At 71.3% G+C, this 26447-nt stretch carries 31 protein-coding genes; 15 read left to right on the top strand and 16 right to left on the bottom strand.

Annotated features, from left to right (window positions below):
* Positions 1-80: 80 nt before the first annotated feature.
* Together AC5P09_RS41925 and AC5P09_RS41920 are read left to right on the top strand one after the other, a co-directional pair.
* Entirely contained in the window at positions 81-956 is an 876-nt protein-coding gene (locus tag AC5P09_RS41925; RefSeq protein WP_493878950.1) for an undecaprenyl-diphosphate phosphatase, read from the top strand.
* Positions 957-1038: 82 nt separating this feature from the next.
* Positions 1039-1218 carry a hypothetical protein gene (locus AC5P09_RS41920; RefSeq protein WP_493878949.1) on the top strand — a complete coding sequence of 60 codons (180 nt, stop codon included), beginning with the start codon at positions 1039-1041 and terminating at the stop codon, positions 1216-1218.
* 840 nt (positions 1219-2058) lie between these two features.
* Here AC5P09_RS41920 and AC5P09_RS41915 read toward each other — a convergent pair.
* The gene (locus AC5P09_RS41915; protein WP_493878948.1) at positions 2059-3174 is read right to left on the bottom strand and encodes an AI-2E family transporter; all 1116 of its coding nucleotides are present in this window, start codon (positions 3172-3174) and stop codon (positions 2059-2061) included.
* Between the two features lie 119 nt (positions 3175-3293).
* Between AC5P09_RS41915 and AC5P09_RS41910 the strand changes: the two genes are divergently transcribed.
* Both AC5P09_RS41910 and lnt read left to right on the top strand, forming a co-directional pair.
* Positions 3294-3779, top strand: a complete 486-nt coding sequence (locus AC5P09_RS41910; RefSeq protein ID WP_493878947.1) for a nuclear transport factor 2 family protein — start codon at positions 3294-3296, stop codon at positions 3777-3779.
* A 71-nt stretch (positions 3780-3850) separates the two neighbouring features.
* On the top strand, positions 3851-5416 hold the full coding sequence (gene lnt / locus AC5P09_RS41905; RefSeq protein ID WP_493878946.1) for an apolipoprotein N-acyltransferase: 1566 nt from the start codon (positions 3851-3853) through the stop codon (positions 5414-5416).
* On the opposite strand, the gene AC5P09_RS41900 is transcribed toward lnt, so the two are convergent.
* Positions 5340-6245, bottom strand: coding sequence for a Gfo/Idh/MocA family protein (locus AC5P09_RS41900; protein ID WP_493878945.1), 906 nt, complete (start codon positions 6243-6245; stop codon positions 5340-5342). The genes lnt and AC5P09_RS41900 overlap by 77 nt on opposite strands.
* 126 nt (positions 6246-6371) lie before the next feature.
* Here AC5P09_RS41900 and AC5P09_RS41895 point away from each other — a divergent pair, with 126 nt between their 5' ends.
* Together AC5P09_RS41895 and AC5P09_RS41890 are read left to right on the top strand one after the other, a co-directional pair.
* Positions 6372-6884 carry a DinB family protein gene (locus AC5P09_RS41895; protein WP_307673321.1) on the top strand — a complete coding sequence of 171 codons (513 nt, stop codon included), beginning with the start codon at positions 6372-6374 and terminating at the stop codon, positions 6882-6884.
* 151 nt (positions 6885-7035) lie between these two features.
* Complete coding sequence (locus AC5P09_RS41890) at positions 7036-7521, top strand: hypothetical protein (protein ID WP_493878944.1); 486 nt, start codon at positions 7036-7038, stop codon at positions 7519-7521.
* Positions 7522-7562: 41 nt separating this feature from the next.
* On the opposite strand, the gene AC5P09_RS41885 is transcribed toward AC5P09_RS41890, so the two are convergent.
* From AC5P09_RS41885 to fabG, 5 genes are all read right to left on the bottom strand, one after another.
* On the bottom strand, positions 7563-8054 hold the full coding sequence (locus tag AC5P09_RS41885; RefSeq protein WP_266443488.1) for a hypothetical protein: 492 nt from the start codon (positions 8052-8054) through the stop codon (positions 7563-7565).
* A 185-nt stretch (positions 8055-8239) separates the two neighbouring features.
* Positions 8240-8923 carry a uracil-DNA glycosylase gene (locus AC5P09_RS41880; RefSeq protein ID WP_493878943.1) on the bottom strand — a complete coding sequence of 228 codons (684 nt, stop codon included), beginning with the start codon at positions 8921-8923 and terminating at the stop codon, positions 8240-8242.
* Positions 8924-9032: 109 nt separating this feature from the next.
* Complete coding sequence (locus tag AC5P09_RS41875) at positions 9033-10613, bottom strand: ABC transporter substrate-binding protein (RefSeq protein WP_493878942.1); 1581 nt, start codon at positions 10611-10613, stop codon at positions 9033-9035.
* 190 nt (positions 10614-10803) lie between these two features.
* The gene (locus AC5P09_RS41870; protein ID WP_493878959.1) at positions 10804-11562 is read right to left on the bottom strand and encodes an SDR family oxidoreductase; all 759 of its coding nucleotides are present in this window, start codon (positions 11560-11562) and stop codon (positions 10804-10806) included.
* A gap of 20 nt (positions 11563-11582) precedes the next feature.
* Positions 11583-12344, bottom strand: a complete 762-nt coding sequence (gene fabG / locus AC5P09_RS41865; RefSeq protein ID WP_493878941.1) for a 3-oxoacyl-ACP reductase FabG — start codon at positions 12342-12344, stop codon at positions 11583-11585.
* Positions 12345-12628: 284 nt separating this feature from the next.
* Here fabG and AC5P09_RS41860 point away from each other — a divergent pair, with 284 nt between their 5' ends.
* Positions 12629-13084, top strand: coding sequence for an excalibur calcium-binding protein (locus AC5P09_RS41860; RefSeq protein WP_493878940.1), 456 nt, complete (start codon positions 12629-12631; stop codon positions 13082-13084).
* Between the two features lie 28 nt (positions 13085-13112).
* On the opposite strand, the gene AC5P09_RS41855 is transcribed toward AC5P09_RS41860, so the two are convergent.
* Together AC5P09_RS41855 and AC5P09_RS41850 are read right to left on the bottom strand one after the other, a co-directional pair.
* The gene (locus tag AC5P09_RS41855) at positions 13113-13529 is read right to left on the bottom strand and encodes a DUF3037 domain-containing protein (RefSeq protein WP_493878939.1); all 417 of its coding nucleotides are present in this window, start codon (positions 13527-13529) and stop codon (positions 13113-13115) included.
* The gene (locus AC5P09_RS41850; protein WP_493878938.1) at positions 13526-14299 is read right to left on the bottom strand and encodes a HipA family kinase; all 774 of its coding nucleotides are present in this window, start codon (positions 14297-14299) and stop codon (positions 13526-13528) included. The genes AC5P09_RS41855 and AC5P09_RS41850 overlap by 4 nt, the downstream gene beginning before the upstream one ends.
* Before the next feature lie 218 nt (positions 14300-14517).
* On the opposite strand from AC5P09_RS41850, the gene AC5P09_RS41845 reads away from it, so the two are divergent.
* Positions 14518-15003, top strand: coding sequence for a Rieske (2Fe-2S) protein (locus tag AC5P09_RS41845; RefSeq protein WP_493878937.1), 486 nt, complete (start codon positions 14518-14520; stop codon positions 15001-15003).
* A gap of 3 nt (positions 15004-15006) precedes the next feature.
* Here the strand turns inward: AC5P09_RS41845 and AC5P09_RS41840 are convergent, their stop codons facing one another.
* Positions 15007-15657 (bottom strand): cysteine hydrolase family protein, encoded by a 651-nt coding sequence (locus AC5P09_RS41840; protein WP_493878936.1) that lies wholly within the window; start codon positions 15655-15657, stop codon positions 15007-15009.
* 137 nt (positions 15658-15794) lie between these two features.
* Here AC5P09_RS41840 and AC5P09_RS41835 point away from each other — a divergent pair, with 137 nt between their 5' ends.
* The gene (locus tag AC5P09_RS41835) at positions 15795-16262 is read left to right on the top strand and encodes a pyridoxamine 5'-phosphate oxidase family protein (RefSeq protein ID WP_493878935.1); all 468 of its coding nucleotides are present in this window, start codon (positions 15795-15797) and stop codon (positions 16260-16262) included.
* Between the two features lie 22 nt (positions 16263-16284).
* Here the strand turns inward: AC5P09_RS41835 and AC5P09_RS41830 are convergent, their stop codons facing one another.
* Positions 16285-17187 (bottom strand): LysR family transcriptional regulator, encoded by a 903-nt coding sequence (locus AC5P09_RS41830; protein ID WP_493878934.1) that lies wholly within the window; start codon positions 17185-17187, stop codon positions 16285-16287.
* A 74-nt stretch (positions 17188-17261) separates the two neighbouring features.
* On the opposite strand from AC5P09_RS41830, the gene AC5P09_RS41825 reads away from it, so the two are divergent.
* Positions 17262-18197: a DMT family transporter gene (locus tag AC5P09_RS41825; protein WP_493878933.1), complete on the top strand. Its 936-nt coding sequence runs from the start codon at positions 17262-17264 to the stop codon at positions 18195-18197.
* A 58-nt stretch (positions 18198-18255) separates the two neighbouring features.
* On the opposite strand, the gene AC5P09_RS41820 is transcribed toward AC5P09_RS41825, so the two are convergent.
* Entirely contained in the window at positions 18256-19587 is a 1332-nt protein-coding gene (locus tag AC5P09_RS41820; RefSeq protein WP_493878932.1) for an aminotransferase class I/II-fold pyridoxal phosphate-dependent enzyme, read from the bottom strand.
* Between the two features lie 35 nt (positions 19588-19622).
* Between AC5P09_RS41820 and AC5P09_RS41815 the strand changes: the two genes are divergently transcribed.
* A complete protein-coding gene (locus tag AC5P09_RS41815) occupies positions 19623-20306 on the top strand; it encodes a pyridoxamine 5'-phosphate oxidase family protein (RefSeq protein WP_493878931.1) in 684 nt (227 codons plus the stop codon).
* A complete protein-coding gene (locus AC5P09_RS41810; protein ID WP_493878930.1) occupies positions 20306-20938 on the top strand; it encodes an FMN-binding negative transcriptional regulator in 633 nt (210 codons plus the stop codon). Before AC5P09_RS41815 ends, AC5P09_RS41810 begins: the two co-directional genes overlap by 1 nt.
* 39 nt (positions 20939-20977) lie before the next feature.
* Here AC5P09_RS41810 and AC5P09_RS41805 read toward each other — a convergent pair whose 3' ends face one another.
* The 3 genes from AC5P09_RS41805 to AC5P09_RS41795 all read right to left on the bottom strand — a co-directional run bounded on the left by AC5P09_RS41805 (position 20978) and on the right by AC5P09_RS41795 (position 23731).
* Positions 20978-21925: a DMT family transporter gene (locus AC5P09_RS41805; RefSeq protein ID WP_493878929.1), complete on the bottom strand. Its 948-nt coding sequence runs from the start codon at positions 21923-21925 to the stop codon at positions 20978-20980.
* A gap of 188 nt (positions 21926-22113) precedes the next feature.
* A complete protein-coding gene (locus AC5P09_RS41800; RefSeq protein ID WP_493878928.1) occupies positions 22114-23118 on the bottom strand; it encodes an EamA family transporter in 1005 nt (334 codons plus the stop codon).
* A gap of 46 nt (positions 23119-23164) precedes the next feature.
* On the bottom strand, positions 23165-23731 hold the full coding sequence (locus AC5P09_RS41795) for a Clp protease N-terminal domain-containing protein (RefSeq protein ID WP_493878927.1): 567 nt from the start codon (positions 23729-23731) through the stop codon (positions 23165-23167).
* Between the two features lie 198 nt (positions 23732-23929).
* On the opposite strand from AC5P09_RS41795, the gene AC5P09_RS41790 reads away from it, so the two are divergent.
* Positions 23930-24118 carry a hypothetical protein gene (locus AC5P09_RS41790; RefSeq protein ID WP_493878926.1) on the top strand — a complete coding sequence of 63 codons (189 nt, stop codon included), beginning with the start codon at positions 23930-23932 and terminating at the stop codon, positions 24116-24118.
* A gap of 114 nt (positions 24119-24232) precedes the next feature.
* On the top strand, positions 24233-24661 hold the full coding sequence (locus AC5P09_RS41785) for a type II toxin-antitoxin system Rv0910 family toxin (RefSeq protein ID WP_493878925.1): 429 nt from the start codon (positions 24233-24235) through the stop codon (positions 24659-24661).
* A 94-nt stretch (positions 24662-24755) separates the two neighbouring features.
* Here AC5P09_RS41785 and AC5P09_RS41780 read toward each other — a convergent pair whose 3' ends face one another.
* The gene (locus AC5P09_RS41780) at positions 24756-25382 is read right to left on the bottom strand and encodes a PadR family transcriptional regulator (RefSeq protein ID WP_493878924.1); all 627 of its coding nucleotides are present in this window, start codon (positions 25380-25382) and stop codon (positions 24756-24758) included.
* 173 nt (positions 25383-25555) lie between these two features.
* Here AC5P09_RS41780 and AC5P09_RS41775 point away from each other — a divergent pair, with 173 nt between their 5' ends.
* Positions 25556-26365, top strand: coding sequence for a PhzF family phenazine biosynthesis protein (locus tag AC5P09_RS41775; RefSeq protein ID WP_493878923.1), 810 nt, complete (start codon positions 25556-25558; stop codon positions 26363-26365).
* Positions 26366-26447: the final 82 nt, after the last annotated feature.

Here is a 26447-nt window from a genome sequence, read left to right as displayed (position 1 = left end):
CGACACTTCCGATCACCGCACCGGTGGCTCGGTGCGCCCGTCGCTCCTCACCACGATCAGCGCTTGGACTCCGTAACCTCATGTCTTGGTTTGAATCCCTCATCCTCGGACTCGTCCAGGGGCTGACCGAGTTCCTCCCCGTCTCCTCCAGCGCGCACCTGCGCCTGACGGCGGCCTTCTCGGGCTGGGAGGACCCGGGCGCCGCCTTCACGGCGATCACCCAGATCGGCACCGAGGCCGCCGTGCTGATCTACTTCCGCAAGGACATCGGGCGGATCATCTCGGCCTGGTCGCGTTCGCTCGTGAACAAGCAGCTGCGCGGCGACCACGACGCGAAGATGGGCTGGCTGGTCATCGTCGGCTCGATCCCGATCGGCGTGCTCGGGGTGACGCTCAAGGACCAGATCGAGGGCCCGTTCCGCGATCTGCGGATCACCGCGACGATGCTGATCGTGGTCGGCGTGATCATCGGCATCGCCGACCGGCTGGCGGCCCGCGACGAGAACGGCGGCCGGCACCGCGCGGCCAAGCAGCGCAAGACACTCGAGGACCTGAGCGTCAAGGACGGCCTGATCTACGGCCTCTGCCAGGCCTGCGCCCTCATCCCGGGCGTCTCCCGCTCCGGCGCCACCATCAGCGGCGGCCTCTTCATGGGCTACCAGCGCGAGGCCGCGGCCCGCTACTCCTTCCTCCTCGCCATCCCCGCGGTACTCGCCTCCGGCCTGTTCGAACTCAACGACGCGATGGAGAGCGACCACGTCTCCTGGGGACCGACGATCTTCGCGACGGTGATCGCCTTCGCAGTCGGATATGCCGTAATTGCCTGGTTCATGAAGTTTATTTCCACCAAGAGCTTCATGCCGTTCGTGTACTACCGCATCGCCCTCGGCATCCTGATCGTCGTCCTGGTCACCATGGGCGTGCTCAGCCCGCACGCGGCGGAGTCGGCGGGCTGACGCTCCATCCGTGAGCAATCACATAGGAGTTGGGTAGCCATCCGGTAGCGGACTGTCAGTGCTTGCGCCTACGCTTGTGCGCATGTCCCCCGATTCCATGGCCTCTGCCTCCGTGCGGTCCGCCGCCGAGGTGAACGAGCAGATCCGCGCGCTCTGGCTGCGCGCGGGCGGCACCCTCTCGGCCCAGGAGCGCGCGGAGTACGAGCTGTTGGTCGTCGAGTGGGCGGCCGCGATCCGCGGCACCGTCGTCGAGGCGGCCTGAACACCCGCCCTGTGCCGCCCCGTTGAGCCGCCACGTCCCCGGCCAGCAGCCGGGCCAGCCACTTGGGAACCCGCATCGGCGGTTTCGCCCCCGCGCACGCCGCCGGATACGGCAGCCACTCCCGGGCCGGGGCCGGTTCGTCGTCGACCATGTTGAACACGCCCCTGCGCCTTCTGCTCGACGGTCAGGACGGTCGCGCTCGCCGCGTCGTCGAGGTGCACCAGCGAGGTAGCCGGTGCCGCCCCCGACGAGCGGGAACTGCCGCTTGCGCACGAGCTCGACCTGGTCGTCGGTGGCGCCCGGCCCGTAGAACCCGCCGTATCGCAGGACCGCTCCGCCGGCCTTGACGACCGCGTCCTCGAGATAGCGGATCGCTGCCGCCCTCGCGTGCGCGATCGTCCCCGTCTCCGGGTCCAGCGGGTCCTCCTCGGTCTTCACCCGTCCACCCTCGCGGATGCCGTTCCAGGAGGCGTGGCTCTGCGCGACGAAGTGAGAGACGCCGGTGGCCTCGACGGCGGCCGGCGGGTGGTCCGTCCCCTCGGTGCGCAGCCGGACGGTGGTGGCGAACCAGCGGACCATGTGCCTCAGGCCGGGCTTGCCGGCGTGCGCCACGGAGATCGCGGTCATCTGGTGCACGATCGTGTCCGGGCGGGCGCGGGCCAGCGCCCGGCCGACCGACATCGCGTCCAGCCCGTCCATCACGACGGCCTCCGCGCCCAGTTGCTCCAGCAGTTCCAGCTCGGCCGCGCTCGTCGTTGTCGCCGTCTCTCACACTGAGACGAGACAGCCCCGGATGTTTGTGACATGGGGAGCGAAGCCCCGGCATACGGCCGATCCCCGCTACGTCGGGGCGACGTCACCGGTGTGCGACCCGCCGGTCCCCGGCTCCTGCGGCGCGTCGCTGAGCTGCTCGCGTACGTAGTTCCAGACCACCGCGATCAGCGCGGCGATCGGCACGGCGAGCAGGCTGCCCACGATGCCGGCCAGGCTGCCGCCCAGCGTCACCGCCAGCAGGATCACCGCCGCGTGCAGGCCGAGCCCGCGGCTCTGGATCATGGGCTGGAACACGTTGCCCTCGAGTTGCTGCACCACGACGATGATGGCCAGCACGATCAGCGCGTCCGTCAGGCCGTTCGAGACCAGCGCGATGAGCACCGCGACGAAACCGGCGAACAGGGCGCCCACGATCGGCACGAACGCGGAGACGAAGGTCAGCACCGCCAGCGGAAGCACCAGCGGCACCCCGACGATCCACAGGCCGAGGCCGATCAGAACGGCGTCGAGCAGGCCGACGGCCGCCTGGGAACGCACGAACGAGCCCAGGGTGTCCCAGCTGCGTTCGGCCACGGTCGGAACGTCGGTGGCGAGCCGGCCGGGCAGCTGACGGGCGAGCCACGGCAGGAACCGCGGTCCGTCCTTGAGGAAGAAGAACATCAGGAAGAGCGCCAGGACGGCGGTGACCACGCCGTTGACCACGGTGCTCACTCCCGTGACGACCGTGCTGACCATGCTGCCGAGGCCGTCCTGGGCGCGGGCGACCGCGGTGTCGACAGCCTTGGTGATCTGGGCGTCCTCGATGTTCAACGGCGGCCCGGCGGCCCACTCACGCAGCTTCTGGATGCCTTCGACCACACCGTCGGTCAACTCACCGGACTGGGACGCCACCGGCACCGCGATCAGCGCCACGACGCCCGTGACGACCACGAGGAACGACACGGTCACCACCGACGCGGCCAGCGCGGGGCCCCACCCGCGACGGCGCAGGAAACGCGCCAGGGGCCAGGTCAGCGTGGTGAGGAGCAGGCCCACTATGAACGGCCAGACCACCGACCACATCCGGCCCAATACCCACAAGGCCACCGCGAGCATCACGAGAACCAGCAACACCTCCCCGGAGACACGCGCCGATGTGCGCAACGCGGCGCGGGTCTTGGTGGAACTCAACGTGGCAGGCATGGGGATCACCTTATGGGTACTCCGGTCACCCTTCGTCGCCGCCGCCTGTCACAGGGAGTTGGTGACTTCGACACCGCGTCCCCCTTGGCTGCGGACCCGCCATGCCCAACACTGAGCCGATGACGCAGCGTGTGGAGCTCGCGACCGTGATGGACCGACTGGCCCTCGACGAACTGATCACCGACTACGCGACGGCGGTGGACGACGGCGACTGGCAGGCGTATCGAGGGCTGTTCACACCCGACGGGCGCGCGGACTACCGCTCGGCCGGCGGAATCGAGGGAGACGCCGAGAAGGTCGCCGCCTGGCTCGAGGAGAGCATGCGGCTGTTCGCGATGCGACAGCATCTGATCGTGAACCGCCGGGTCCGCTTCGGCCTCCTGGAGCAGGACACCGGCGACACCGCCCACGTACAGGCCGACTACGTCAATCCGATGCGCCTGGCCGACTCCGAGGGCGGCCCGGCGGCCCCTGACCTCGTGTGCGGCGGGCGGTACGCCTTCGGGTTGCTGCGCACCCACGACGGCTGGCGGCTGCGTGAGGTGCTGGTCCAGGAGAAGTGGCGACGCCTGCCGGACCCGCAGCCGGCACCTGTGATCAACTGAGCCGACGTCCACTGTCCCGGCGTCTGCCGCAGCACGCACACTGGAGAGACCCACGGGGTAGGAGGTGCCGTATGAAGTCGTTCGGCCACTGGCTCACCTCCCCGTGGCGGCGCTCCACCGTCGCCGTCGCGGCGGGCGCCCTGCCCGTACTCGCCTTTCCCGCCCCGTCCCTGTGGTGGTGCGCGTACGTCGCCCTCGTCCCCTGGATCGTGCTGATCCGCTCGGCACCGACCGGGAAACGGGCGGCGTACGACGGCTGGTGCGGTGGGTTCGGCTTCATGCTGGCGATGCACCACTGGCTGCTGCCGAACCTGCACGTGTTCACCTTCATAATCGCCGCACTGCTGGGCGCGCTGTGGGCCCCGTGGGGCTGGCTGGTGCGCCGCTGCCTGGCCGGAACGCCCTCCCGGGGCAGGATCGCTGCCGCGCTGCTCGTCCTGCCCTCGGGCTGGCTGGCGGTCGAGCTGGTCCGCTCCTGGCAGGGGCTCGGCGGCCCGTGGGGTGTGCTCGGCGCGAGTCAGTGGCAGGTGGAACCGGCGCTTCGGCTGGCCTCGGTGGGCGGGGTGTGGCTGCTCAGCTTCCTGGTGGTGGGCGTCAATGTCGCCGTCGCCGTGCTGGTCGCGGTCCGTGCGTCCCGGGTGCCGGCCGTGGCCGGGCTCGTCGCCACGGCGGCGGTCACCTCGGCGGCCTGGGTGTGGTCGCCGCGCCCCGACCTCGACGGGCAGGCCAGGATCGCGGTCGTGCAGCCGGGTGTCGTCGCGGGTCCCGACCGGCGCTTCGCCCAGGAGGAACGGCTCACGCGCGAGCTCGCCGGACAGGACGTCGACCTGATCGTCTGGGGCGAGAGCAGCGTCGGCTACGACCTCGGCGCCCGGCCCGACCTCGCGCAGAGGATCGCCGCGCTGTCACGCGCGACGGGCGCCGACATCCTGGTCAACGTGGACGCCCGGCGCTCCGACAAGCCCGGCATCTACAAGAGTTCGATCCTGGTCGGGCCGGACGGCCCCACCGGCGACCGCTACGACAAGATGCGGCTCGTCCCCTTCGGCGAGTACATCCCGGCCCGCTCGCTGCTCGGCTGGGCGACCTCGGTGGGCGAGGCGGCGGGCGAGGACCGCAGGAAGGGTTCCGGTCAGGTGGTGATGAACGCCGGGAACGGACTGCGGTTCGGCCCGATGGTGTGCTTCGAGACCGCCTTCCCCGACATGACCCGCCATCTCACCGAGGACGGCGCCGACGTGCTGATCGGCCAGTCCGCGACCTCGACCTTCCAGCAGAGCTGGGCCCCCGAACAGCACGCCTCGCTGGCCGCGCTGCGCGCCGCCGAGACCGGCCGCCCGATGGTCCACGCGACGCTGACCGGCGTGTCCGCCGTCTACGGAGCGAGCGGACAGCGCATCGGAGAGTGGCTCGGCACGAGCGCGAGCACGAGCGAGGTGTACGAGGTGCCGCTGGCCGACGGCGTCACGCCGTACGTCCGCTACGGCGACTGGGCGGTACGGGCGGCCCTGTTGATCCTCGGTGTGTGGGGCGTCGCCGAGGGCGTACGGACGCTTCGGGTCAGGCGCCCGTCTCCTGAACCGCGCGTACCACCCGCTCGCACAGTTCGTGAGTCGCCAGCGCGTCCCGGGCGCTGAGCACCTTGCCCGCGCGCACGGCGTCCAGGAAGGCGAGCACCACCTGCTCGATGCCGCGCTGCCGGGCCACCGGCACCCAGTCGCCGCGCCGCCGCACGGTCGGCTGGCCCTTGTGGTCGATCACCTCGGCGAGGTTGACCACCTGACGCTTGGTGTCCTGCCCGGACACCTCCAGGATCTCCTCGGCCGAGCCGCTGAGCCGGTTCATGACGCCGAGCGCGGTGAAGCCGTCCCCGGCGAGCTGGAGCACGACGTGGTGCAGCAGGCCGTTCTGAGTGCGGGCGCGCACGGTCACGTCGTCGATGGCGCCGGGCACGAGGAAGCGCAGGGTGTCCACGACATGGATGAAGTCGTCCAGGATCATCGCGCGCGGCTCCTCCGGGAGCCCGATCCGGTTCTTCTGCATGAGGATCAGCTCGCGCGGGTGATCGGCGCACTGCGCGTACCCGGGGGCATAGCGCCGGTTGAAGCCGACGGCCAGGCTCACGTTCCGCTGCTCGGCGAGTTCCACCAGCCGCACCGAGTCTGCCAGTTCGTACGCCAGCGGCTTGTCGACGTACGTCGGTACGCCCGCCTCCAGCAGCCGCGTCACGAGGTCGGGGTGCACGGTGGTCGGCGCGTGCACGAAGGCGGCGTCGAGGTCCTGGCCGAGGAGGGAGTCCAGGTCGGTGTGGCGCTGTTCCTCGGGGAGGTGGAGGCCGTCGGCGACCCGGGAGAGGGTCGCCGGGGTGCGGGTCTGGAGGTGCAGTTCGATCCCGGGGCGGCCGCCGAGCACCGGCAGATACGCCTTCTGCGCGATGTCACCGAGTCCGATGCAGCCGACCTTCACGGGGTCTCCTTCAGCGGTTGCCTGCCGGGGTCATGCCGGAAGCATACGGCCGCCGTGGCGGCCGCCGGTCGGTCGGGCCGTCGAAAACCCATGGTGGGGGCGGGCGCGGTGGGCGACGATGCGTCCATGACAACGCAGCGCAGCGAACCCGCCCAGAACGCCGACGAGCGCACCATGCTGGAGGGCTGGCTGGACTACCACCGCCAGACCCTGGCGTGGAAGTGCGAGGGCCTGACCGACGCCCAGCTCAGGACCGCCTCGGCGGAACCGTCCGAGCTGTCCCTGATGGGCCTGGTGCGGCACATGGCGGAGGTCGAGCGGGGCTGGTTCCGCAAGGTGCTGGTGGGCGACGATCCGGGGCCGATCTACTACACCGAGGAGGACCGGGACGGCGAGTTCCATCTCACCGAGGCGGACACCTGGAAGGAGGCGTACGGCACCTGGCAGGCCGAGATCGAGATCGCCCGGCGCAATGCCGCCGGCTTCGGCCTGGACGAACTCTCGCGCGGCAAGAGCCGGTTCACCGACGAGCCGTTCAGCCTGCGCTGGATCTACACGCACATGATCGAGGAGTACGCCCGCCACAACGGCCACGCCGACCTGCTGCGCGAACGCATCGACGGCGCGACGGGAGACTGAGACCGGCGGCGGGGACCTGCCCGACACCCCGCCCGGTGCGTCCGTCAGCCACCGCCGAGCCGCCCCCTCGTACGAGGCGGAGATCACCCGTGCGGGGCAACCTCCGCTGGTCCGCTGTCCAAAGGCCCCCGGAGCCAGCAGAGTTGCGCGGGTGCATCGAACGACGACCACCGCAACGCTCCTGGTCACCGTGGCTGTCTCGGCCCTCTCCGGCTGTGTGACGGTCCAGCGCCCGCTCGTGTCCGGCCCGCCGGCACCGCCGTCCCAGCCGTCGGCGCCCCGGCAAGGCGGGCAGTCCGAGCCGCAGATCGTGCAGGCGCCGGTCCGCGAGGCCCTGGAAATGATCGGCCCGTCCCGGCGCCCGGACCCGACAGCGGCCCCGCCGCACGGCGGTGCCTCCTCGGCCCCGCCGCAGGCGCACGAGCGACCGCCACGCTCCCACCCGGTACATCCGGCGCATCCCGAACCTCGCCGCCCCGAGGCCGGACGCCACGGGAAGCCGCCCGTCGAGATCCCCGACGTGGCCAAGTCCCTCCCCGAGGACGCGAAGGACGTCTGCGCCCTGGGCAGGCAGTACGGCGGCTGGCGGGCCGACAGCCCGGAGGCGGTGATCTGCGAGCAGACGTACGGGCGGTGAGCCGCCGGCCGCTCCGGCCGGTGTCGGGGCGGCCCGCCCGCTCACTCGCGGGAGGCGTCCCCTTCGCCGAGCCGCAGCGCGAGTCTGCTGATCGCGCCCCGCACCCCGTCCCCGTAGCCGTCGTCGGCCAGTGCGTCGGACGCTCCTCGCGCCCGGCGCAGATGGGTGCGGGCGGCCTCCGTGCGGCCGAGTTTCACATAGTCGGCGGCCAGGTTCAGGTGCAGCGACGGGTACAGCGCGCGCACGGCGAGTGCCCCTTCGTGCTCGCGGAGCCGGTCGTCCGTCAGTTCCTCCGCGGCCGTCAGCGCTCTCAGGTCCCAGGCGAGTTCGTCGAACGGGTCGTCCTGGGTGTCGGCCATGTAGTGGGCCAGCGTGCAGCGGTGCAAGGGGTCGCCGTCCTCACCGAGCTCCGCCCACAGCCCCAGGAAGCGCTGCCGGGCCTCCTCGCGGTCCCCCGCGTGATGCAGCATCACGATCTGCCCGATCCGCGTCATCACGGCATCCACGGCCGCCTGCTCCTGTCGCTCCGCCACCGCGTCCTCCGCACCCTCGCCGGCTGTCCCTGCCGACGCTAACCGCCGCCACCGACAATCACGGGCAGGCGGCACCGGGCCGGTTCGGGGGTGAACCGGCCCGGCGGTGGGGTCAGGCCCGGGTTCGGGAGTCAGCCCAGGTTCGGGAGTCAGCCCAGGTTCGGGAGTCAGCCCAGGTTCGGGAGTCAGCCCAGGTTCGGGATGGTCCAGTCGATGGGCTGGTGGCCCTGGCGGGCGACCGCCTCGTTGATCTGCGTGAACGGGCGGGAGCCGAAGAACTTCTTGGCGGACAGCGGGGAGGGATGGGCGCCCTTGACCACCACGTGCCGGGTCTCGTCGATCAGCGGGAGCTTCTTCTGCGCGTAGTTGCCCCACAGCACGAACACCGCCGGGTCGGGCCGGTCGGCCACCGCGCGGATCACCGCGTCCGTGAACCTCTCCCAGCCCCGGCCCTTGTGCGAGTTGGCCTCGCCGCCCCGGACCGTGAGGACCGCGTTGAGCAGCAGGACGCCCTGCTGGGCCCACGGCATCAGATAGCCGTTGTCCGGGATCGGCAGCCCGAGCTCCTCCTTCATCTCCTTGTAGATGTTGCGCAGCGAAGGCGGGGTCCGCACACCGGGACGGACCGAGAAGCACAGGCCGTGTCCCTGCCCCTCGCCGTGGTACGGGTCCTGGCCGAGGACGAGGACCTTCACCCGCTCGTACGGCGTCGCGTCCAGCGCGGCGAAGACCTCTTCGCGCGGAGGGTGGACCGGACCCTTCGCTCGCTCCTCCTCGACGAACTCCGTCAGCTCCTTGAAGTAGGGCTGCTGCAGCTCGTCGCCCAGGACCCCGCGCCAGGACTCGGGCAGCATGGCGATGTCGGTCACGTCAACTTCCTTACGGTGTGCGGTCACTGGGACGTGCGCTCACGTCCAGGCCACAGAACCTACAGGCGACCACTGACAGCCGGCCCCGCGGACCGCACAACCGGTCCCGCTACCAGCTGGTCTTCCAGTACAGCTCCCACATGACCATCATCGTCGCCGGGTCGATGACCTTCTCCAGACCGGCGATCTCCTCGTTCGCGGCCACATACTGCTTGCCCTGCCACAGAGGCAGCAGCCGCGCGTCGTCCACGAGGATCTGCTGGGCCTCCTCGATCTGCTTGCCCACGGCCGCGCGGTCGCTCTCCGCACGCGACTCCGGCAGCAGCTTGCCGGTGATCTCGGGTGCCTCGTACGGGGTACCGAGCGCGTTCTGCTCGCCCACGAAGGGCGCGATGAAGTTGTCGGCGTCGTTGAAGTCGGGGAACCAGCCGCGCCCGAACACCTGGTACTCGCCCTTCTGGTATCCCTCGACGTAGTTCTTCCAGGGGCGGCTCTTGAGGGTGACCGTGAACAGGTCGGAGGCCTCGAGCTGCCGCTTCAGCTCCTCGAAGGCGGGCTTGGTCGTCGAGCCGTAGCGGTCGCTCGTGTACCAGAGCGTCAGCGGCACGCGCTCGCTGATGCCCGCTTCGTTGAGGATCTGCTCGGCCTTGGGCACGCTGGGGGCCCCGTAGTCGTCGAAGAAGCCCGTGGTGTGGCCCACCAGGCCCCTGGGGACCATGGAGTACAGCGGCTCGACCGTGTCCTTGTAGACGTTGTGCGCGAGCGCCGGGCGGTCGATGACCTGGGCGACAGCCTTGCGGACCGCGGGCTTCGCGGCCCACGGGTCGCTGGGATTGAAGACCAGGTAACTGATCTCGGTCGTGGGGTTCGCGACGAGCTGGAGCTTCTCCGCCTTCTGGTTGGCGTCGAGGTCCACGGTGTCCGAGGCGCCGAGACCGCGATAGATGACCCCGATCTGCTTGTCCTTGAGGGCCTTGACCATCTCGTCCGACTGCTGGAAGTAACGGATGGTGACGGCGCTGTTCTTGCGGTCCGCTATGCCCTTGTAGTTGTCGTTGCGGACGAGCTCGGCCTTCTTGCCCTCCTCGAAGGAAGCAAGGCTGTAGGGCCCCGAGCCGCTGATCTCTCCGTCCTTGCGGAGCGCGTCCGCGGGGTACTCCTCGGGATGCACGATCGACATGGCGGGCGTGGTCAGCACCAGGGGGAAGGTGGCGTCGGGCTGGCTGAGATGGAAGACGACCTCACGGTCGCCCTTCACCTGCACCCGGGAGAGAGTCCCCAGCAGACCCGCGGGTCCGCCATTGACGTTGATCTCCTTGATCCGGTCGATCGAGTGCTTGACGGCCTTGGCGTCCAGCGTGTGCCCGTCGGAGAACTTCAGGTCCTTGCGCAGCGTGCAGCTGTACACGGTGCTCGAATCGTCCGTGAACCTGCAGCTCTCGGCGGCGTCGGGCTCGGGCTCGGCCGCACCGGGGGAGTAGTTCAGGAGGGTTTGGTACACATTGCGGAACAGCTCCCAGGAGTTGTCCCAGGACGCCGCGGGGTCCAGCGTGGCCGGAGCACTGGTGGTTCCCACGACGAGCGGCGCCTCGTCTCCGGAGGCGTCCGAGGAGAACACACCACATCCGGCCACCAGGGATATGGACGCGAGGGCCGCGAGTGGCGGCAGGTATCGGTTCCGGATGAACACGCGCTTGCTCCTCGAAATGCCGTACCAAGGGTCGGCAGACCATACCGCAGCGATTCACCCGCAGAACCTACCTTCGAATCGGCCTCTTGATCGAATTGCGTATGACGACGTTGTCATCAAGGGCAGAAGGTCCGGAATGCGACACGGGCGCCGCCCTCGTGGACGAGCGCCCGTGCCGATGTGCGGAAGGTCAGCCCACGCCCGCGTTCAGGAAGATGCCGCCGTCGACGACGAGCGTCTGGCCGGTGATCCAGTCGGACTGTTCCGAGGTGAGGAACGCCGCGGCGCCCCCGATGTCGGAGGGCATGCCGAGCCGGCCCAGCGGGTAGGACGCGGCCGCCTCCGCCTCCCGGCCCTCGTACAGGGCCTGCGCGAACTTGGTCTTCACGACGGCCGGGGCGATCGCGTTGACCCGCACCTTGGGCGCGTACTCGTGCGCCAGCTGGAGGGTCAGGTTGATCATCGCGGCCTTGCTGATGCCGTAGGCGCCGATGAAGGGCGAGGCGGAGACACCCGCGACGGAGGCGATGTTGACGATCGCGCCGCCGTTGTCCTTCTGCCAGGCGTGCCAGGTCTTCTGCGCGAACCCGAGGGCCGAGACCACGTTCGTCTCGAACACCTTGCGGGCGACGTTCAGGTCGAGGTCGGCGATCGGCCCGAACACCGGGTTGGTACCGGCGTTGTTGACCAGGTGGTCGACGCGGCCGAAGGCCTCCATCGTGCGCTCGACGGCGACGGCCTGGTGGGCCTCGTCGTGGGCCTTGCCCGCGACGCCGATGACCCGGTCGGCGCCGAGCTGCTCGACGGCCTCCTTGAGGGCGTCCTCGTTGCGCCCGGTGATGCACACGCGGTCGCCGCGCGCGATGAGCGCCTCGGCGATGCCGTAGCCGATGCCGCGGCTGGCGCCCGTGATGAGCGCGACTTTGCCCGAAAGCTCGGGGAGTTCCATCGAAGTCATGTTCCTGGTCCCTAGTCGAGCGGTCCGCCGGCGACGTACAGCACCTGGCCTGAGACGAAACCGGCCGCCTCGCCCGTGAAGAAGGCGATGGCGTTGGCGATGTCGTCGGGCTCGCCGACGCGCGCCACCGGGATCTGGGTGGCGGCCGCGGCCTTGAACTCCTCGAAGCCCATGCCGACCCGGGCGGCGGTCGCGGCGGTCATGTCGGTGGCGATGAAGCCGGGGGCGACGGCGTTGGCGGTGATGCCGAACTTGCCGAGCTCGATGGCGAGGGTCTTGGTGAAGCCCTGCAGACCGGCCTTGGCGGCGGAGTAGTTGGCCTGGCCGCGGTTGCCGAGCGCGGAGGACGAGGAGAGGTTGACGACCCGGCCGAAGCCGGCGTCCACCATGTGCTTCTGGACGGCCTTGGTCATCAGGAACGAGCCGCGCAAGTGCACGTTCAGGACGGTGTCCCAGTCGGAGACGCTCATCTTGAACAGCAGGTTGTCGCGGAGCACGCCCGCGTTGTTGACGAGGATCGTCGGGGCGCCGAGCTCCGCGACGACGCGCGCGACGGCCGCCTCGACCTGGGCCTCGTCACAGACGTCCGCGCCGACCGCGATCGCCTTGCCGCCCGCCGCGGTGATCTTCTCCACGGTGTCCTTGCAGGCGGCCTCGTCGAGGTCGATCACGGCGACCGCGCGCCCCTCGGCGGCCAGTCGTACGGCGGTGGCGGCGCCGATGCCGCGCGCTCCGCCGGTGACCACGGCGACCCGCTGCTCAGTGGTGGACATTGCTGGTTCTCCTCGCCCTCGAGAAAGACGCCCATGTGGTGAGCGACCGCTTAGTACCTTCAGCAGACGTGACGCTAGAAGCCCTGGCACGCGGTGTCAACGGCAGGCCGGTGGTGTGTGATCCATTACCTGCGCCGCCAGGCCGGGCAGGCCGCGCCCGCCCGCCATCGTCGCGCACCGGCGGCCACCCGCGGCACCCGATCGGCTCAGCGCTGCGCGCCCCTGCGCCATATGGCCCATAGCGTCGGAGCGCGGGCCACTCGTGGCCGGAAAGGAGGCGCTCCATGCGCCGTCGTACCGGTGCCGCCGGCACGCTGATCGCGATCGCCGCGATAGTGCCGTTGGCCGACATCGCTCACGCCCAGGATCTGGACTGCAGCCACTTCACCTACCAGGAGGAGGCGCAGGCCGTGTTCGACTCGAACCCCTTCGATCCGAACCGGCTCGACGAGGACCAGGGCCCCGACGACGGCATCGCCTGCGAGGCACTGCCCCGGCGCGGCGCCCCCGTCACCTCCTCGACCGCGGCTCCCGCCAGGACCACCGCTCCCGCCATGACCGCCGCGCCCGTCGTCACCGCGACTCCGACGGCGGCCGTCACCCCGACGCAGGGCGTGCGCGGCGGGCTGGGCGGGGCGTCGGCCTCCGGACCGAGCGGCTGGACCACCGGAGTCGGCCTGACCCTGGTCGCCGGCGGCGTCCTCGCGATCGGCTATGTGGTGACGCGACGTCGGTCCTGACGGGCGGCACGCGGCGGCGCCGGCTCCGTCACCGCACCAGCAGGCCGAGGAGCCGGTCGGTCTCCGCCGCCGGGTCGGTGGTCAGCCCGGTGTGCACGGGCCCCGGCTGGACGACCGTCGAGCGAGGCGCGATCAGCCAGCGGAAGCGTCGTCCGGCGTCGTCGCGAGCGGCCTGACCCGCCGCCTCGTCGCCCGCGCAGATCCGCTCGACGGCACGCAGGGCGGCCCGTACGCCGGCCGGGTCCGCGTCCGGGTCGAGGCTCAGCAGCTTCGCCTCGTCGAGGTGGGTGCGCACGCCGACGTAGGACTGGGCACGGCAGTACACCAGCACCCCGGCGTTGATGCACTCGCCGCGCTCGATACGGGGTACGACGCGCAGCAGCGCGTACTCGAAGACGTCCCGCTCGTTGCGGTCGCTCCCCCTGATGATGTGGCGCTCGGTCACTTGCTTCCCTCGATGCCCTCGATGCCGTTGATGCGGTCGTGGACGACGGCGGCGCGCGCGACCAGTGGGCGCGCGTAGGCGCGACGGAGGTCGTCCGGCGTGTCGAAACCGGGCTCGTCCGACAGCCACACGTCCGGGATCTCGGCGGTGACCTCGGCCAGGAGCTCCTCGGTGACCAGCGGCGCGAGCGCGGCGGCGGCCGCGGCGACATCGGGCGCGAAGGGCGTCAGAACGTGGTCAAAGGCGTCGTACGGGCGGACCGCCGAGGCCTCGGCGCCGGGCCAGTTGTGGTGCCAGATCATGGTCGCGCCGTGGTCGATGAGCCACAGCTCGCCCTGCCACATCAGGAGGTTGGGGTTGCGCCAGGAGCGGTCGACGTTGTTCACCAGCGCGTCGAACCAGACGATCCGCCCGGCCTCCGCGGGGCTCACCGTGAACGCGAGCGGGTCGAAGCCGAGCGCGCCGGAGAGGAAGTCCATGCCGAGGTTGGTGCCGCCGCTGGACCTGAGCAGCTCCTGCACCTCCTGGTCGGGTTCGCCGAGCCCCAGCACCGGGTCGAGGCCCATCGTCACCAGGCGCGGCATCCGAAAACCGAGCCGCCGGGCGAGTTCCCCGCACACCACCTCGGCGACCAGCGTCTTGCGGCCCTGCCCGGCACCGGTGAACTTCATGACGTACGTTCCGAGATCGTCGGCCTCGACGAGCCCCGGCAGCGAGCCGCCCTCACGCAGGGGCGTGATGTAGCGGGTCGCGATGACTTCCTTGAGCATCGCCCCAGATTACCGACGTATGGACGGCCATCGGATGCGGCCCGGACGGCGGTGCGCCGGCTCCGACAGGAAACCGACAGGCCGGACAGCGAACCGATAGCGCCGCTTTACCCACGGCTCAACGAGAGCAGGTCAAGATTTCGACATCGTCTGAACAGGCGATCTGCACCGACCGTACCTGTCGGCAGATCGCGCAGTCTTCCGAAGGGAATCGCACCATGACCAGCGCATCGTTCAAGTCCACGTCGGGGCCGGGCCGTCGTACCGTCGTTGCGGCGGCCGGAGCAGCTGGGCTCGCCGTCGCGCTGACCGCGTGTGGCGGCTCGGACGACGACTCGTCGAGTTCGTCCGCCCCCGCCGACTCGTCCAGCAGCAGCCCCACCGGGGACGGTTCGGCCGGCGGCAACGCCGGGGGCGGCACGGCGCTCGCGTCGACCGCCGACATCCCCGAGGGCGGCGGGAAGGTCTTCGCCGACCAGAAGGTGGTGGTGGTGCAGCCGACGGCGGGCGAGTTCAAGGCGTTCTCGGCCACCTGCACCCACCAGGGCTGCGCGGTGAAGAGCGTCGCCGACGGCGTCATCAACTGCCCCTGTCACAACAGCAACTTCTCGATCACCGACGGCAGCGTGAAGAGCGGTCCGGCGAAGACGCCGCTGCCCGAGATGCAGATAACCGTGAGCGGGGATTCGATCACCCTCGCGTGACCGTCAGCGCCGGACCGTACGGCGCTGCCGGCTGACGCAGGCCAGCACCTCGTCCGTGGTCGCGACCGTGGCGACCAATGCGAGGGTGTTGCGGATCATCGCGGGGGTGTAGTCGGAGGGCACCCCCGCGATGGCGTCCGTCGGTACGACGGCGGTGTAGCCGCGGTTCACGGCGTCGAAGACGGCGTTGGGGATCGCCACGTTGGCCGAGACCCCGGTCACGATCAGCGTGCGGCAGCCCAGGTTGCGCAGCAGTGCATCGACCTCGGTGCCCTGGATGGGAGACAGTCCGTGCAGCCGTCGTACGACGAAGTCCTCCTCGGCGACCTCGATCGGCGCCGCCAGGCGCACCGCGGTGGTGCCGGACAGCTGCTGCACGGGCAGCCGTTCGGCGGCGCGGAAGAGGCGGGCGTTGCGGCTGGCGCCGCGGCCGTCGGGGCGGCGTTCGGCGATCGCGTGGATCACCTGGACACCGCCCTCGTGCGCGGCGGCGACCAGCCGGGCGACGTTGGCGAGGGCTCCCGACGAGCGTGCCTCCTTGGCGAGTTCGGGCAGGGCGCTGTCAGGTCCGACGACGCCCTGCTGGCACTCGACGGTGAGCAGGACGGTGGTCGCGGGGTCGAGCAGCTCGCCGAGGCGGTCGTACGACGGCATGGTTTCCCCTTGTCGCCGACGGTGTGGGGCAGGTGAGACTAGCCACCATTGCGCGGGGACGGAAGACGCCTCATGCTTTTTCTGACGTGATGTCAGAGGATCTCCTCTGGCACGACGTGGGAGAAAGAGGGGGCCGCATGACCGTCACTCAGCGCCGGGGCCGGAAGATCATGATGACACCCGGTGAGCTGGACGAGTTCCTCACCAGCCAGCGCACCTGCCGGGTCGCCACCGTGACCGCGGCCGGCGCCCCGCACGTGAGCACGCTCTGGTTCGCCTGGGACGGCACGTCGATGTGGCTGTACTCGGTGGTGCGCAGCAAGCGGTGGACCGATCTGCGGCGCGATCCACGGGTCGCGATCGTGGTGGACACGGGCGAGGAATACGACGAACTGCGCGGCGTCGAGCTGTCGGGCGCCGTGGAGTTCGTGGGCGAGGCTCCCCGCACCGGCGAGCTGTGCGCGGAACTCGACCTGCCCGAAACGCTGTTCGCGCGCAAGAACTTCCGCCTGGACGAGATGCCGCACGACGGCCGGCACGCGTGGATACGGCTGACCCCGGAGAAGATCGTCTCCTGGGACTTCCGCAAGCTGGGTTCGCTGTAGCTCAACCCAAGTTCGCTGTAGCTCAACCCAGCTTCTCGGCCGCCGACTTGAGTGCCTTGACCGCCGCCCGGATCGACGGGCGGCGGTCGGCGTCCGCGCGCCAGACGACGTACACATGCCGGCGCACCCGCTGCTTCAGCGGGACGGTGACGACCTCGGCGGGCATCGGCTCCCGCCCCAGCACGGGGGCGATGCACACCCCCAATCCCGCGGCGACCAGCCCGAGTTGGGTGTGCGTCTCGGCGGCGCGGTGGCCGACGATCGGCTCGATGCCCTTGGAGCGCAGCGTGAACATCAGCCACTCGTGGCAGAACTCGCCCTCGCCCCAGGTGATCCACTCGTCCTCGGCGAACTCGGCGAGGTCCACCTCGGCGCGGTCCGCGAGCCGGTGGCCGGCCGGCATCGCCACGTCGGCGGGGTCGTCCAGGATCGGCGCCTTGACCAGGCCGTCGGGCAGCGGCATCGGCTTGTTGTACCAGTCGAGGACCACGGCGAGGTCGAGGTCGCCGCGGATCACCCCGGCGATGCCGCCCTCGGGTTCCAGTTCGCAGGAGCGGATCCGCAGGGCCGGGTGCTGTGCGCGCAGGGCGGCGAGTGCGCTGGGGAACAGGCCGCGCGCGGCCGTCGGGAACGCCGACAGTCTGAGCTCGCCGACGACCTGGCCGCGCTGGGCCTCCAGGTCGGACTGGGCGAGTTCGACCTGGGACAGGATGCGCGCCGCGTGCTCGGCGAGCAGCCGGCCCGCGTCCGTGAGCCGCACCCCCCGCCCGTTCTTGGCGAGGAGCTGCTGGCCGACCTCCCGCTCCAGCTTGGACATCTGCTGCGAGACGGCCGAGGTCGTGATGTGCAGCCCCTCGGCGGCGCCGCTGACCGAGCCGTGCCGGGCGAGGGCGTCGAGAGTGCGCAGGCGCTCCAGGTTCAACATGTAAGCAATACTACGAGGTATCGGGCGAGAAATCTCGATTGTGCTACGAGGTTGTGGACGCCATCGTGGTGCCCATGAGCACCGTCACCGCCACCCGCACCGCGGCCAAGACCGCGTCCCGGCCCCGCCCCGCCCTCGACTGGCGTCTGCGCTTCGGAGCCCTCTCACTGATCTGGGGCTTCAGCTTCCTGCTCATCAAGGTGGGCACCGAGGGCTACGCCCCCTTCCAGGTCACGCTCGGCCGCCTGGTCTTCGGCACGGCGGTGCTCGCCGCCGCGATGGCCGTGCGGCGGGAGCGGCTCCCGCGCGGCGCGCGCACCTGGGCGCATCTGACGGTCGCCGCGTTCTTCCTGAACGCGCTGCCGTTCTCGCTCTTCGCCTACGCCGAGCTGACGATCCCCTCCACGCTCGCGGGCATCTGCAACGCGACCTCTCCGTTGTGGGGCATGGCGCTGTCCCTGGTCGCCCTGTCCGAGGACCGGCCGACCCGGGTCAGGGTCGCCGGTCTCGGTCTCGGCTTCCTCGGCGTCCTGACGGTCCTCGGCGCCTGGCAGGGCTTCCACGGCCTGGACGCCTCGGGCACGGCGATGGCCCTGCTGGCCTCGCTCAGCTACCCGATCGGCTGGATCTACGTCCGTCGCACCCTGGCCGGCGCCGGCCACTCGAACCTGTCGCTGACCGGGGCCCAGTTGCTGCTGGCGACGCTCCAACTGGCGGTCGTCACCCCGCTGTTCACCAGCCTGCCGACCCACTTCGCGATCACTCCCCTGCTGGCGATCGCCGCCCTGGGAGCCCTCGGCACGGGCCTCGCGGTCCTCCTCCAGTACGGCCTGGTCGCCGAGGTCGGCCCGACGACGGCCCAGATGGTCACCTACTTCATCCCGGTCATCGCCACCGCCGCCGGCGTCGCGATCCTCGGCGAGTCGCTCAGCTGGTCGACACCGGTGGGGGCGGCGATCGTGCTGGCGGGGGCGGCGCTGACGCAGGTCAGGCCCAGGCCGAAGCTCTAGACGGAGGTCGGGCCAGAGCCGGAGCTTTGGACGTAACTCCGGACCGGGGCCCGAAGCTCTAGACATAACTCCGGACCGCGGCCGGACCGAGGGCGGCGGCGACCGCGTCCGCCAGCGGTCCGGTCTCGTCGGCGTCGAGGGTCGAGACGCTGATCCGGATGCCGGGCGGTGCGCTCATCCGGAAGCGGGCGCCGGGGGCGACGGCCCAGCCGGAGTGCAGCAGCCGGGCGACGGCTCCGGTCTCGTCGGGCACGGCGATCCACACGTTCAGGCCGGACCGTCCGTGGGCCTCGATGCCACGTGCCGCGAGCGCACCGATCAGCTGGTCCCGGCGCGCCCGGTAGGCCGCCGCCACCGCCGGTGTGTCCAGCGCGCCGTCGGCCCACAGCCGCACCACGGCCCTCTGGGTGATCCGGCTGACCCAGCCGGGCCCGAGCCGCTGCCGTCCGCGCACCCGGTCGACGGTGACGGCGTCCCCGGTGAGCACGCCGAGCCGGAGGTCGGGGCCGTACGCCTTGGCGACCGAGCGCACGAAGGCCCAGCTGCGGGTGACGCCCGCCAGGGGATGCAGGGGCAGGTCGACGATGCCGTGGCCGTGGTCGTCCTCGATCAGCAGGGTCTCCGGGTGCGCCCGGAGCACGGACCGCAGGGCACGCGCGCGCGTGGCGCTCACCACGGCACCGGTCGGGTTCTGCGCCCGGTCGGTGACGATCAGGGCGCGTGCCCCGCCCGCCAGGGCACCGCGCACCTGGTCCGGGAGCGGCCCCTCGTCGTCGACGCCCACGGGGGCGGTGCGCAGCCCGAGCGCCGGTACGAGGTCGAGGAGACTGCCCCACCCCGGGTCCTCCACGGCGACGGTGTCCCCCGGTTTGAGGTGGACGGCGAGGACCCGCTCGATGGCGTCCAGCGAGCCTGACACCACGGCGAGGGGCCCGTCCGGCACCCCGTCGGCGTCCAGCTCGGCGCGGGCGATCCGCGCCAACTCCGGCTCGACGGGGGCCTCTCCGTACATGACCGGCTGCCGGTCGCTCTGCTCGGCGGCCGCCGCGAACGCCTGCGCCAGGGAGGGCAGCAGCGCGGGGTCCGGGTTGCCGTTCGACACGTCGCGCACCCCCTCCGGCACATCCACCCGGATGTGCTCGCGCCCGGTGGTGGCCGGCTTGGGCCGCACCCGGCTGCCCCGGCGCCCGGCGGTCTCGATGACCCCGCGCTCGCGCAGGGTGCGGTAGGCGGCCGCGACCGTATTGGGATTCACGCCCAGTTCGATGGCCAACTCCCGCATCGGGGGGAGCAGTTGGCCGGGCATCAGTTCGCCGGTGCCCACCGCCTGCTCGATGCTCGCCGAAATCTCCGCTGCGCGCCGGCCTTCGATCCGGTAATCTCCTAGCACAAAGCCAAGTATGCACTAGTGCAATGGAGAGCGCAATGCAGGGGACCCAGCAGACGACGAAGCAGCCCGCCGCCTACGCCCCGACCGACCGCACCGTCCCCACCCGCGCCGCGCAGAAGGCCTCGTACGACAAGGAACTGGTGCACGCGATACTCGACGAGGCCTACGTCTGCCACCTGGGTTTCGTCCGTGACGGCACCCCGGTCGTACTGCCCACGCTGTACGGCCGGGTCGGCGAGCGGCTCTACGTCCACGGCTCGACGGGGTCGCGCCCACTGCGGATGACCGGACAGGCCGACCCCGGGCTCCCGGTGTGCCTGACGGTCACGCACGTCGACGCGCTGATCCTGGCGCGCTCGGCCTTCCACCACTCGATCAACTACCGGTCGGTCGTCGTGCACGGCATCGCCCACGACGTGACGGATCCGGAGGAGAAGCGGCTGGCCTTGGACGCGCTGGTCGACCACGTCGTACCGGGCCGGTCCCGCGACTCGCGGCCGGCCAACAAGAAGGAGTTCGCCGCCACCGCCGTGATCCGCCTCGACCTCGACGAGGTCTCGGCCAAGCTCCGCACCGGCGGCGTCAACGACGAGCCCGAGGACCTCGCCCTCCCGCACTGGGCCGGCGTCGTCCCGCTGCGCAAGGGCTACGAAACCCCGGTCGGCGACGCCGACCTCGCCCCCGGCACCGAGGTCCCCGGCTACCTCAAGGCCCTGTGATGCTGATCCATCCCTGGGACGCGCCCCGCGACGACGCCGAATGGCAACGCTGGCTGGCCGTCCACGACTTCGGGCAGCTCGCCGTCAACGGCCTCCCTGGCGAGCCGCCGTACGTCCAGCCCCTGCACTTCGTCTACGACGCCGAGCGCGGCGAGGCGCTCACGCACCTGGCCCGCCCGAACCCTCTGTGGGACGCCCTGGAGGCGAACCCGGAGGTTCTGCTGAGCGTGGTCGACGACTATGTGTACGTCCCCGGCCCCTGGCAGGCGCCTCCGGACACCCCGTCCGAGCACGGCACGCCCACCAGCTTGTACGCGGCGGTCCAACTCCGCTGCACGGCCCACGTCGTGGACGATCCGGCGGAGAAGGCCGCCCTCCTCAACCGGCAGGTCGGCCACTTCCAGCCGGAGGGCGGCTCCGCACGCGCGGCGGTGGGCGAGGCGCCGTACGGGAGGCAGCTGTCCGGGATCCGCGGCCTGCGGCTCGAGGTGGTGGCCGTACGGGCGAAGTTCAAGTACGCGGGGCACCGGCCCGCGGAGGTCCAGGACCGGATCGCGGCCGGTCTCGCGGACCGGAGCGGTCCGCGCGACGCGGCGGCGCGCGGGCACCTGCTGGACAGGCGCGGACAGTGAGCTTCGAGGGGCCCTTCCTTCGGGAAGGGCCCCTCGTCGTCACACGAGCACCGCTTCCCCGTCCGCCGCGCCCCGCGTCTCCGCCACCGCCAGCCCGGCGACCGACCCGAGCATCAGCAGGGTCCCGGCCAGCGTGGTCACGGTGAGCCGCTCACCGAGCAGCGCCACGGCGAGCACCGCGGCACCCACCGGCTCCAGCAGCATGATCACCGACACCGTGGTCGATCGGACGACCGCGGCGGCCGCGAAGTAGAGGGCGTAGGCGAGGGCGGTCGGGACGGCCGCGATGTAGGCCAACAGCCACAGGAGCAGCCCGGGTTCGGCGGTGTGCGGCACCAGCCCCTCGGCCAGGGCGAACGGCAGCAGGCACAGGCTGGTGACGGCGAACGTCCACACGGACGTACTCGCGGCATCCGCCCCGCCGTCACGGCCCCGCCCCCGCGTGACCAGGGTCATCACACAACACCCGGCCGCCGAAAGCAGCCCGAACAGCACACCCCACGGCCGTACGGACGCTTCCTCGCCCCCGAGCATCAGCACCCCGAGCCCGGCGAGCGCCCCGGCAACGGCGAGCACCCCGCCCCGCCCGAGCCGCTCCCCCAGGGCCAGCCGCGCCCCGAGCGCGATGAGGACGGGACCGGCGCCGAGGGTGACGACGGTGGCCACGGCGAGTCCGGTGGCCTCGACGGACGCGAAGTAGGCCGTCTGGAACACGGCCAGACAGACACCGGTGACACCGGCACGCCGCGCCTTGTGACGCAGTGGTTCCCGTACGGCGGCCCGCGCACCGCCCGTTCGCAGGAGGCGGGCGGCGAGCAGCAGGACCAGCCCGGCCGCGCAGCGCCAGAAGGACAGGGCGACGGGTCCGATGTCACTGGCCCCATAGGCCAGGGAGGCCGCCGCACCGGCGGTGCCCCAGGCGACACCGGCGACGATCAGATAGAGAAGGCCTCGCCCGATGGGCAGGCCGGAAGCAGCATTCGACACGCGTTCTCTCCGCAGATGCGCAAGATGCGCTGAAGTTCGGGAAAGGACGCCCGCTCGGCGGGGTCCACGGACTTCGTCTGCGGGCAGCACCGTTCCGCCCGGCAGTGCGCCGGGCGAGAGTTCCGGAGGGCCCGCCTCAGGCGGCCGGCGGCGGCAGAACGATGCGGTGGGAATGCATGATCGGGAGCTTAGGTGGCGGTTCCGCGGGCCGACAACTCCCTTTCCGTGCCGCCGCACGCCACCGGCTCCGAGGAGTTCTTGGCGGGCGCCGACGACTGCGCGATGAACGCGCCGGCCAGGACGACCGCGCCGCCGATGATCTGTGGTGCCGAGAGGTGTTCGCCGAGCAGCACCCAGGCGAGGACGGTGGCGATGACGGCTTCGAGGCAGGCCACGACACCCGCGACCGCCGGGGAGAGGCGGCGTACCGAGACCACGCCGGTGACATAGGCGATGACCGTGGCGACGAGCACGATCCAGCCGAGCAGCAGACCGGCGGCGACCGGGGTGCCGTCCATGTCCGCGCTGCGGGCGAGCAGGGCCCAGTCCATGGTCCAGGGGCGGGCGACGACGGTCAGTACGGCGGTGCCGACGAGGAGGCCGTAGGCGATGACTCCGAGCGGGTCGGGTGCCTGGTCGCCGGAGTCACTGCCCTGGTCGGACAGGACGAAGTAGCCGACCTGGCAGCAGGCGGCGCCGAGCGCGAGGAGCAGACCGAGGGCGTCGAAGCTCAGACCCGACCAGACCTCGACGACACAGGCGAGTCCGCCGACCGCGAGGACCACACCGAACGCGGCGGCACGGGTCACCGGACGCCGCTGCACGAACCGCACCCAGCCGAGCACCAGGGCGGGCGCGAGGTACTCGACGAGCAGCGCGACACCGACGGGGATCCGGGAGATCGCGGCGAAGTAGCAGGCCTGGACGCCAGCCACGGCGAGCAGACCGAACCCGGCGAGCAGCGCGGGGCGGCGGCGCAGCAGTGCACGGTGGCGCACGGCCACCGGCAGCATCACCAGGGCCGCGCCCGCCACCCGCAGCCACACCACGTGGAGCGGGTCGAGGCCCGCCTCGATCAGCGGCTTGGCCGCCACTCCGGATCCGCCGAAGGCGAGCGCGGACGCGAGCGCGAGGCCGAGCCCGACGCCCCTTCCACGGCTGCCCTGACTGCTCTCAGACGTATGCACCGGCACATGATGACAGGCGATGACATGAGCGTCACCCCCGTTGACACCTGTCTCAGCGGCTGGACCGCCGGGGTCCCGCCCGCCGGGTGTCCTGCAAGCGGCGCTCGACCTCGGTGAACACCTCGCCCGCGTCGATCCCGGCCCGGCCGAGCACCTCGACGGCCCGTGCCTGCGGGTCCACGACGATCGCCGCGAGGAGGTCGATGCCGCGGGCCGGGCCGCCACCGCGCCGGGCGGCGCGCGCCCACGCGTACTCCATCGCCCCGGCGGCCAGCGGCGAGAAGCCCTCGGTCTCGGTCACCACCGGTACGGCACCGGAGTCCTCGACGCTGCCCTGCCAGCGCAGCCCGTAGCCGATGCTGCGCTGCACGAGGTAGCCGAGGAGGCGGGAGAACTGCGGTTCGGCGTCGAAGAGGTCCCGCACCTCGGGGTCGCCCTCCAGGAGGGAGTGCAGCAGATGAGCCGTGTCGATCTGCCGGTCCCCGTCCCGGACCGCCCGCCGCCGGGCACCGGAGACCACCGCTGCCAGTTCGGCACTGAGCCTGGCATCGTTGTCCGTCGGGACCGGGGACCGGCCGCCGGGCTCTTGGGCCGACTGCCGGGGGATACGGGGTTGCACATCCCCTACCCCATCAGTCCCGCGCTCTTGGGTCATCCGCGAAAGGAAGCATCTTGGCGTCCCACGGGAAGCGGACCCAGGGGGACGGAATCTCCTCCTTACGGATGAGATCACGCCCTCTTGCCCCGAGCGGCGCTCGCCGCCTTGCCGTGCGCCCCGAATGCAACCGGGACGCGCCGTCGTTCGTCCCACACGGACATGGAGAGCAGGTCCTGGCTGGTCGCTCTGCCGGCGGTCGACGGCAGGCAGTACGTGTACCGGGTGTACGCCCCGGAGGATGCGCTGCTCGCCGACCTGTTCTGGGAGGCGTGGCACTGTCACGACGAGAGCGCGTTCCCGCGCGCGTGGGACCTGTTCGACGCGGCGGTGATACGGCGCGTGAGCTGAGGAGCTGGGGACGCGCAGCACTCCGAGCTCTTCTGACGGTTCATCAGTATTGAATGTTCCAGGCCCTCCGGCTACGTTCCGCGACACCGTAGCCCGACACGAAGAGGTGGTCGCATGGCCGAAGTCAGCGCGGAGTCACGTATCGAGGCACCCGCGGAGAAGGTCTGGGCCCGGCTGACCGACTGGTCCGCGTACGGCGAGTGGAACACGACGCACACGAGCTTCCCCAAGGGCGGCCCGGAAACCCTCGCGGTGGGCGGGACGTTCCAGGAGAACATGAAGCTGATGGGGTTCCCGGCCGAGGTCGACTGGACCATCGAGGAGCTGGAGCCGGCCCGGGTGCTCGCGATCCGCGGCAAGGGCCCGATGGCCGTGACCGTGGCCACGCGCTACACCCTCACCCCCGACGGCGACGCCACGACGGTCCGGATCGACGGCGAGTTCACCGGCGCCGCCGTCTCGCTGATGGCGGGCAAGCTGAAGGACTCGGCGACGGCCGCGCTGAACGAGTCGCTGCGCAAGCTGGCCGCACTGGTCGGCTGACGGCCGCACTGGCTGGTTGACGGCCGCTCGACCGGCAACGCGAAGGCGCCCCGCGGATCACTCCACGGGGCGCCACGTCACTGCCGTAGGGCCGTCAGTCCTCATCGGCGAGGATCAGGTACAGCCGCTTGCGGGCGTCGTTGATGACGGCGACCGCCTTTTCGCGCTGCTCCTTGCTGCCGGTCTTCCAGACCTGCCCGAAGGCCTCCATCAGACCGAAGCCGGCCTGGCGGATCTCGCCGAGGGCTTCCCAGTCGACGCCGCGGGAGGCTTCCTCCCAGGGCGCCTCGGCGCCTTCTTCGGCCGCGGTGCGGCCGGCGTCGGTGAGCGAGAACAGCTTCTTGCCGCCCTCCGTCGCACTGGCGATCAGCCCCTCGTCCTCCAGCAGCTGGAGGGTGGGGTACACCGAGCCGGGGCTGGGCTTCCAAGCCCCGCCACTGCGCTCGGCGATCTCCTGGATCATCTCGTACCCGTGCATGGGCCGGTCCTTCAGCAGGGCCAGGATCGACGCGCGCACGTCACCGCGCCGCGCCCTCCCCCGCGGTCCGCCTCGGCCCCGGGGCCCCCAGGGTCCCGGCCCGAAGCCCGGTCCGCCGAAGCCGGGACCGCCACCGGGGCCGCCCGGCCCGAAGGGCCCGAAGGCACCCCGCCGACCGTCTCCGCCTCGGCCGCGCTCACGACCGGCACCACCATGTCCACGTTCGAATCCGTGGGAACGCATCGCAATCACTCCATTCCATCGTTGATCTGTCGCGATGCCTCAACGATATATCGGAACAGTTGGCAAGGCAAGCCCCTTGGCTTGCGACGGCCCGCCCGCAAGCCCCTCAACTGGGGCCAACACTCCGGAATTGGCCTTGGTCCGCGCCTGCGCGCACCCCCTAGCGTCGGGGCATGCGGATACGAATCGTCGACGCCTTCACCGACCGGCCCTTCGCCGGCAACCCGGCCGGAGTCCTCCTCCTCGACGCCTTCCCGGAAGACAACCGGCTCCAGGACATCGCCCTGGAGGTCAATCACGCCGAGACGGCGTTCGCCCACCGGCTGCCCGAGGGCGGCGAGGCCGACTGGGCGCTGCGCTGGTTCACGCCCGCCGCCGAGGTCGACATGTGCGGCCACGCCACGCTCGCCACGGCGCACGTCCTGCACCGCAGCGGCGCCCACGAGGGCCCGATGCGCTTCGCCACCCGCAGCGGCGTGCTCATCGCGACGCCCCGCGAGGACGGCTCGATCACCCTGGACTTCCCGACGGCGCCACTCACCGCGGTCGAGCTCCCGGACGGGGTGGCCGAGGCGCTCGGCGCCGAGCCGCTCACTGCCTTCGACACCGGTCCGAACATCGGCGACCTGCTCGTCGAACTCCCGGACGAGAAGACGGTGCACACGCTCACGCCCGACCTCAAGGCCCTCGCCGCCCACTCGGAGCGCGGCATCATCGCCACCGCCCGCGCCGAGGACCCCACCCGCGGCTACGACTTCGTCTCCCGCTGCTTCTTCCCGCGCATCGGCATCGACGAGGACCCGGTCACCGGCAGCGCCCACACGGCTCTGGCCCCCTACTGGTCCGAGCGCCTCGGCCGCCCCGACCTCACCGGCCTGCAGGCCTCCCCGCGCTCCGGCCACGTCCGTACGGAACTGCGCGGCGACCGCACCCTGCTGACCGGCCGCGCGGTGACGGTGATCGAGGGCGAGCTCCTGGCCTAGGGCCGGTCCGGCGGATCATGCCGCAGACGCGGGGCAGCAGTGACATCAGCCGCTCCGCGGCGGGCGCCGATCTGCGGCGTTG

This window comes from Streptomyces sp. a15, assembly GCF_059026085.1.
The sequence above is the reverse complement of the archived record's forward strand: the minus strand, read 5'-3'. Positions and strand labels throughout refer to the sequence as shown.

Excerpts from the sequence above, each read along its gene's own strand:
- AC5P09_RS41840 (WP_493878936.1), bottom strand. The coding sequence starts at position 15,657 with ATGCCGTCGTACGACCGCCTCGGCGAGCTGCTCGACCCCGCGACCACC.
- AC5P09_RS41850 (WP_493878938.1), bottom strand. The coding sequence starts at position 14,299 with ATGCTCAAGGAAGTCATCGCGACCCGCTACATCACGCCCCTGCGTGAG.
- AC5P09_RS41915 (WP_493878948.1), bottom strand. The coding sequence starts at position 3,174 with ATGCCTGCCACGTTGAGTTCCACCAAGACCCGCGCCGCGTTGCGCACA.
- AC5P09_RS41825 (WP_493878933.1), top strand. The coding sequence starts at position 17,262 with ATGAGCACCGTCACCGCCACCCGCACCGCGGCCAAGACCGCGTCCCGG.
- AC5P09_RS41835 (WP_493878935.1), top strand. The coding sequence starts at position 15,795 with ATGACCGTCACTCAGCGCCGGGGCCGGAAGATCATGATGACACCCGGT.
- AC5P09_RS41780 (WP_493878924.1), bottom strand. The coding sequence starts at position 25,382 with ATGCGTTCCCACGGATTCGAACGTGGACATGGTGGTGCCGGTCGTGAG.
- AC5P09_RS41920 (WP_493878949.1), top strand. The coding sequence starts at position 1,039 with ATGTCCCCCGATTCCATGGCCTCTGCCTCCGTGCGGTCCGCCGCCGAG.
- AC5P09_RS41870 (WP_493878959.1), bottom strand. The coding sequence starts at position 11,562 with ATGGAACTCCCCGAGCTTTCGGGCAAAGTCGCGCTCATCACGGGCGCC.
- AC5P09_RS41910 (WP_493878947.1), top strand. The coding sequence starts at position 3,294 with ATGACGCAGCGTGTGGAGCTCGCGACCGTGATGGACCGACTGGCCCTC.
- AC5P09_RS41815 (WP_493878931.1), top strand. The coding sequence starts at position 19,623 with ATGCAGGGGACCCAGCAGACGACGAAGCAGCCCGCCGCCTACGCCCCG.
- AC5P09_RS41845 (WP_493878937.1), top strand. The coding sequence starts at position 14,518 with ATGACCAGCGCATCGTTCAAGTCCACGTCGGGGCCGGGCCGTCGTACC.
- AC5P09_RS41790 (WP_493878926.1), top strand. The coding sequence starts at position 23,930 with ATGGAGAGCAGGTCCTGGCTGGTCGCTCTGCCGGCGGTCGACGGCAGG.
- fabG (WP_493878941.1), bottom strand. The coding sequence starts at position 12,344 with ATGTCCACCACTGAGCAGCGGGTCGCCGTGGTCACCGGCGGAGCGCGC.
- lnt (WP_493878946.1), top strand. The coding sequence starts at position 3,851 with ATGAAGTCGTTCGGCCACTGGCTCACCTCCCCGTGGCGGCGCTCCACC.
- AC5P09_RS41860 (WP_493878940.1), top strand. The coding sequence starts at position 12,629 with ATGCGCCGTCGTACCGGTGCCGCCGGCACGCTGATCGCGATCGCCGCG.
- AC5P09_RS41775 (WP_493878923.1), top strand. The coding sequence starts at position 25,556 with ATGCGGATACGAATCGTCGACGCCTTCACCGACCGGCCCTTCGCCGGC.
- AC5P09_RS41810 (WP_493878930.1), top strand. The coding sequence starts at position 20,306 with ATGCTGATCCATCCCTGGGACGCGCCCCGCGACGACGCCGAATGGCAA.
- AC5P09_RS41785 (WP_493878925.1), top strand. The coding sequence starts at position 24,233 with ATGGCCGAAGTCAGCGCGGAGTCACGTATCGAGGCACCCGCGGAGAAG.
- AC5P09_RS41895 (WP_307673321.1), top strand. The coding sequence starts at position 6,372 with ATGACAACGCAGCGCAGCGAACCCGCCCAGAACGCCGACGAGCGCACC.
- AC5P09_RS41830 (WP_493878934.1), bottom strand. The coding sequence starts at position 17,187 with ATGTTGAACCTGGAGCGCCTGCGCACTCTCGACGCCCTCGCCCGGCAC.
- AC5P09_RS41925 (WP_493878950.1), top strand. The coding sequence starts at position 81 with ATGTCTTGGTTTGAATCCCTCATCCTCGGACTCGTCCAGGGGCTGACC.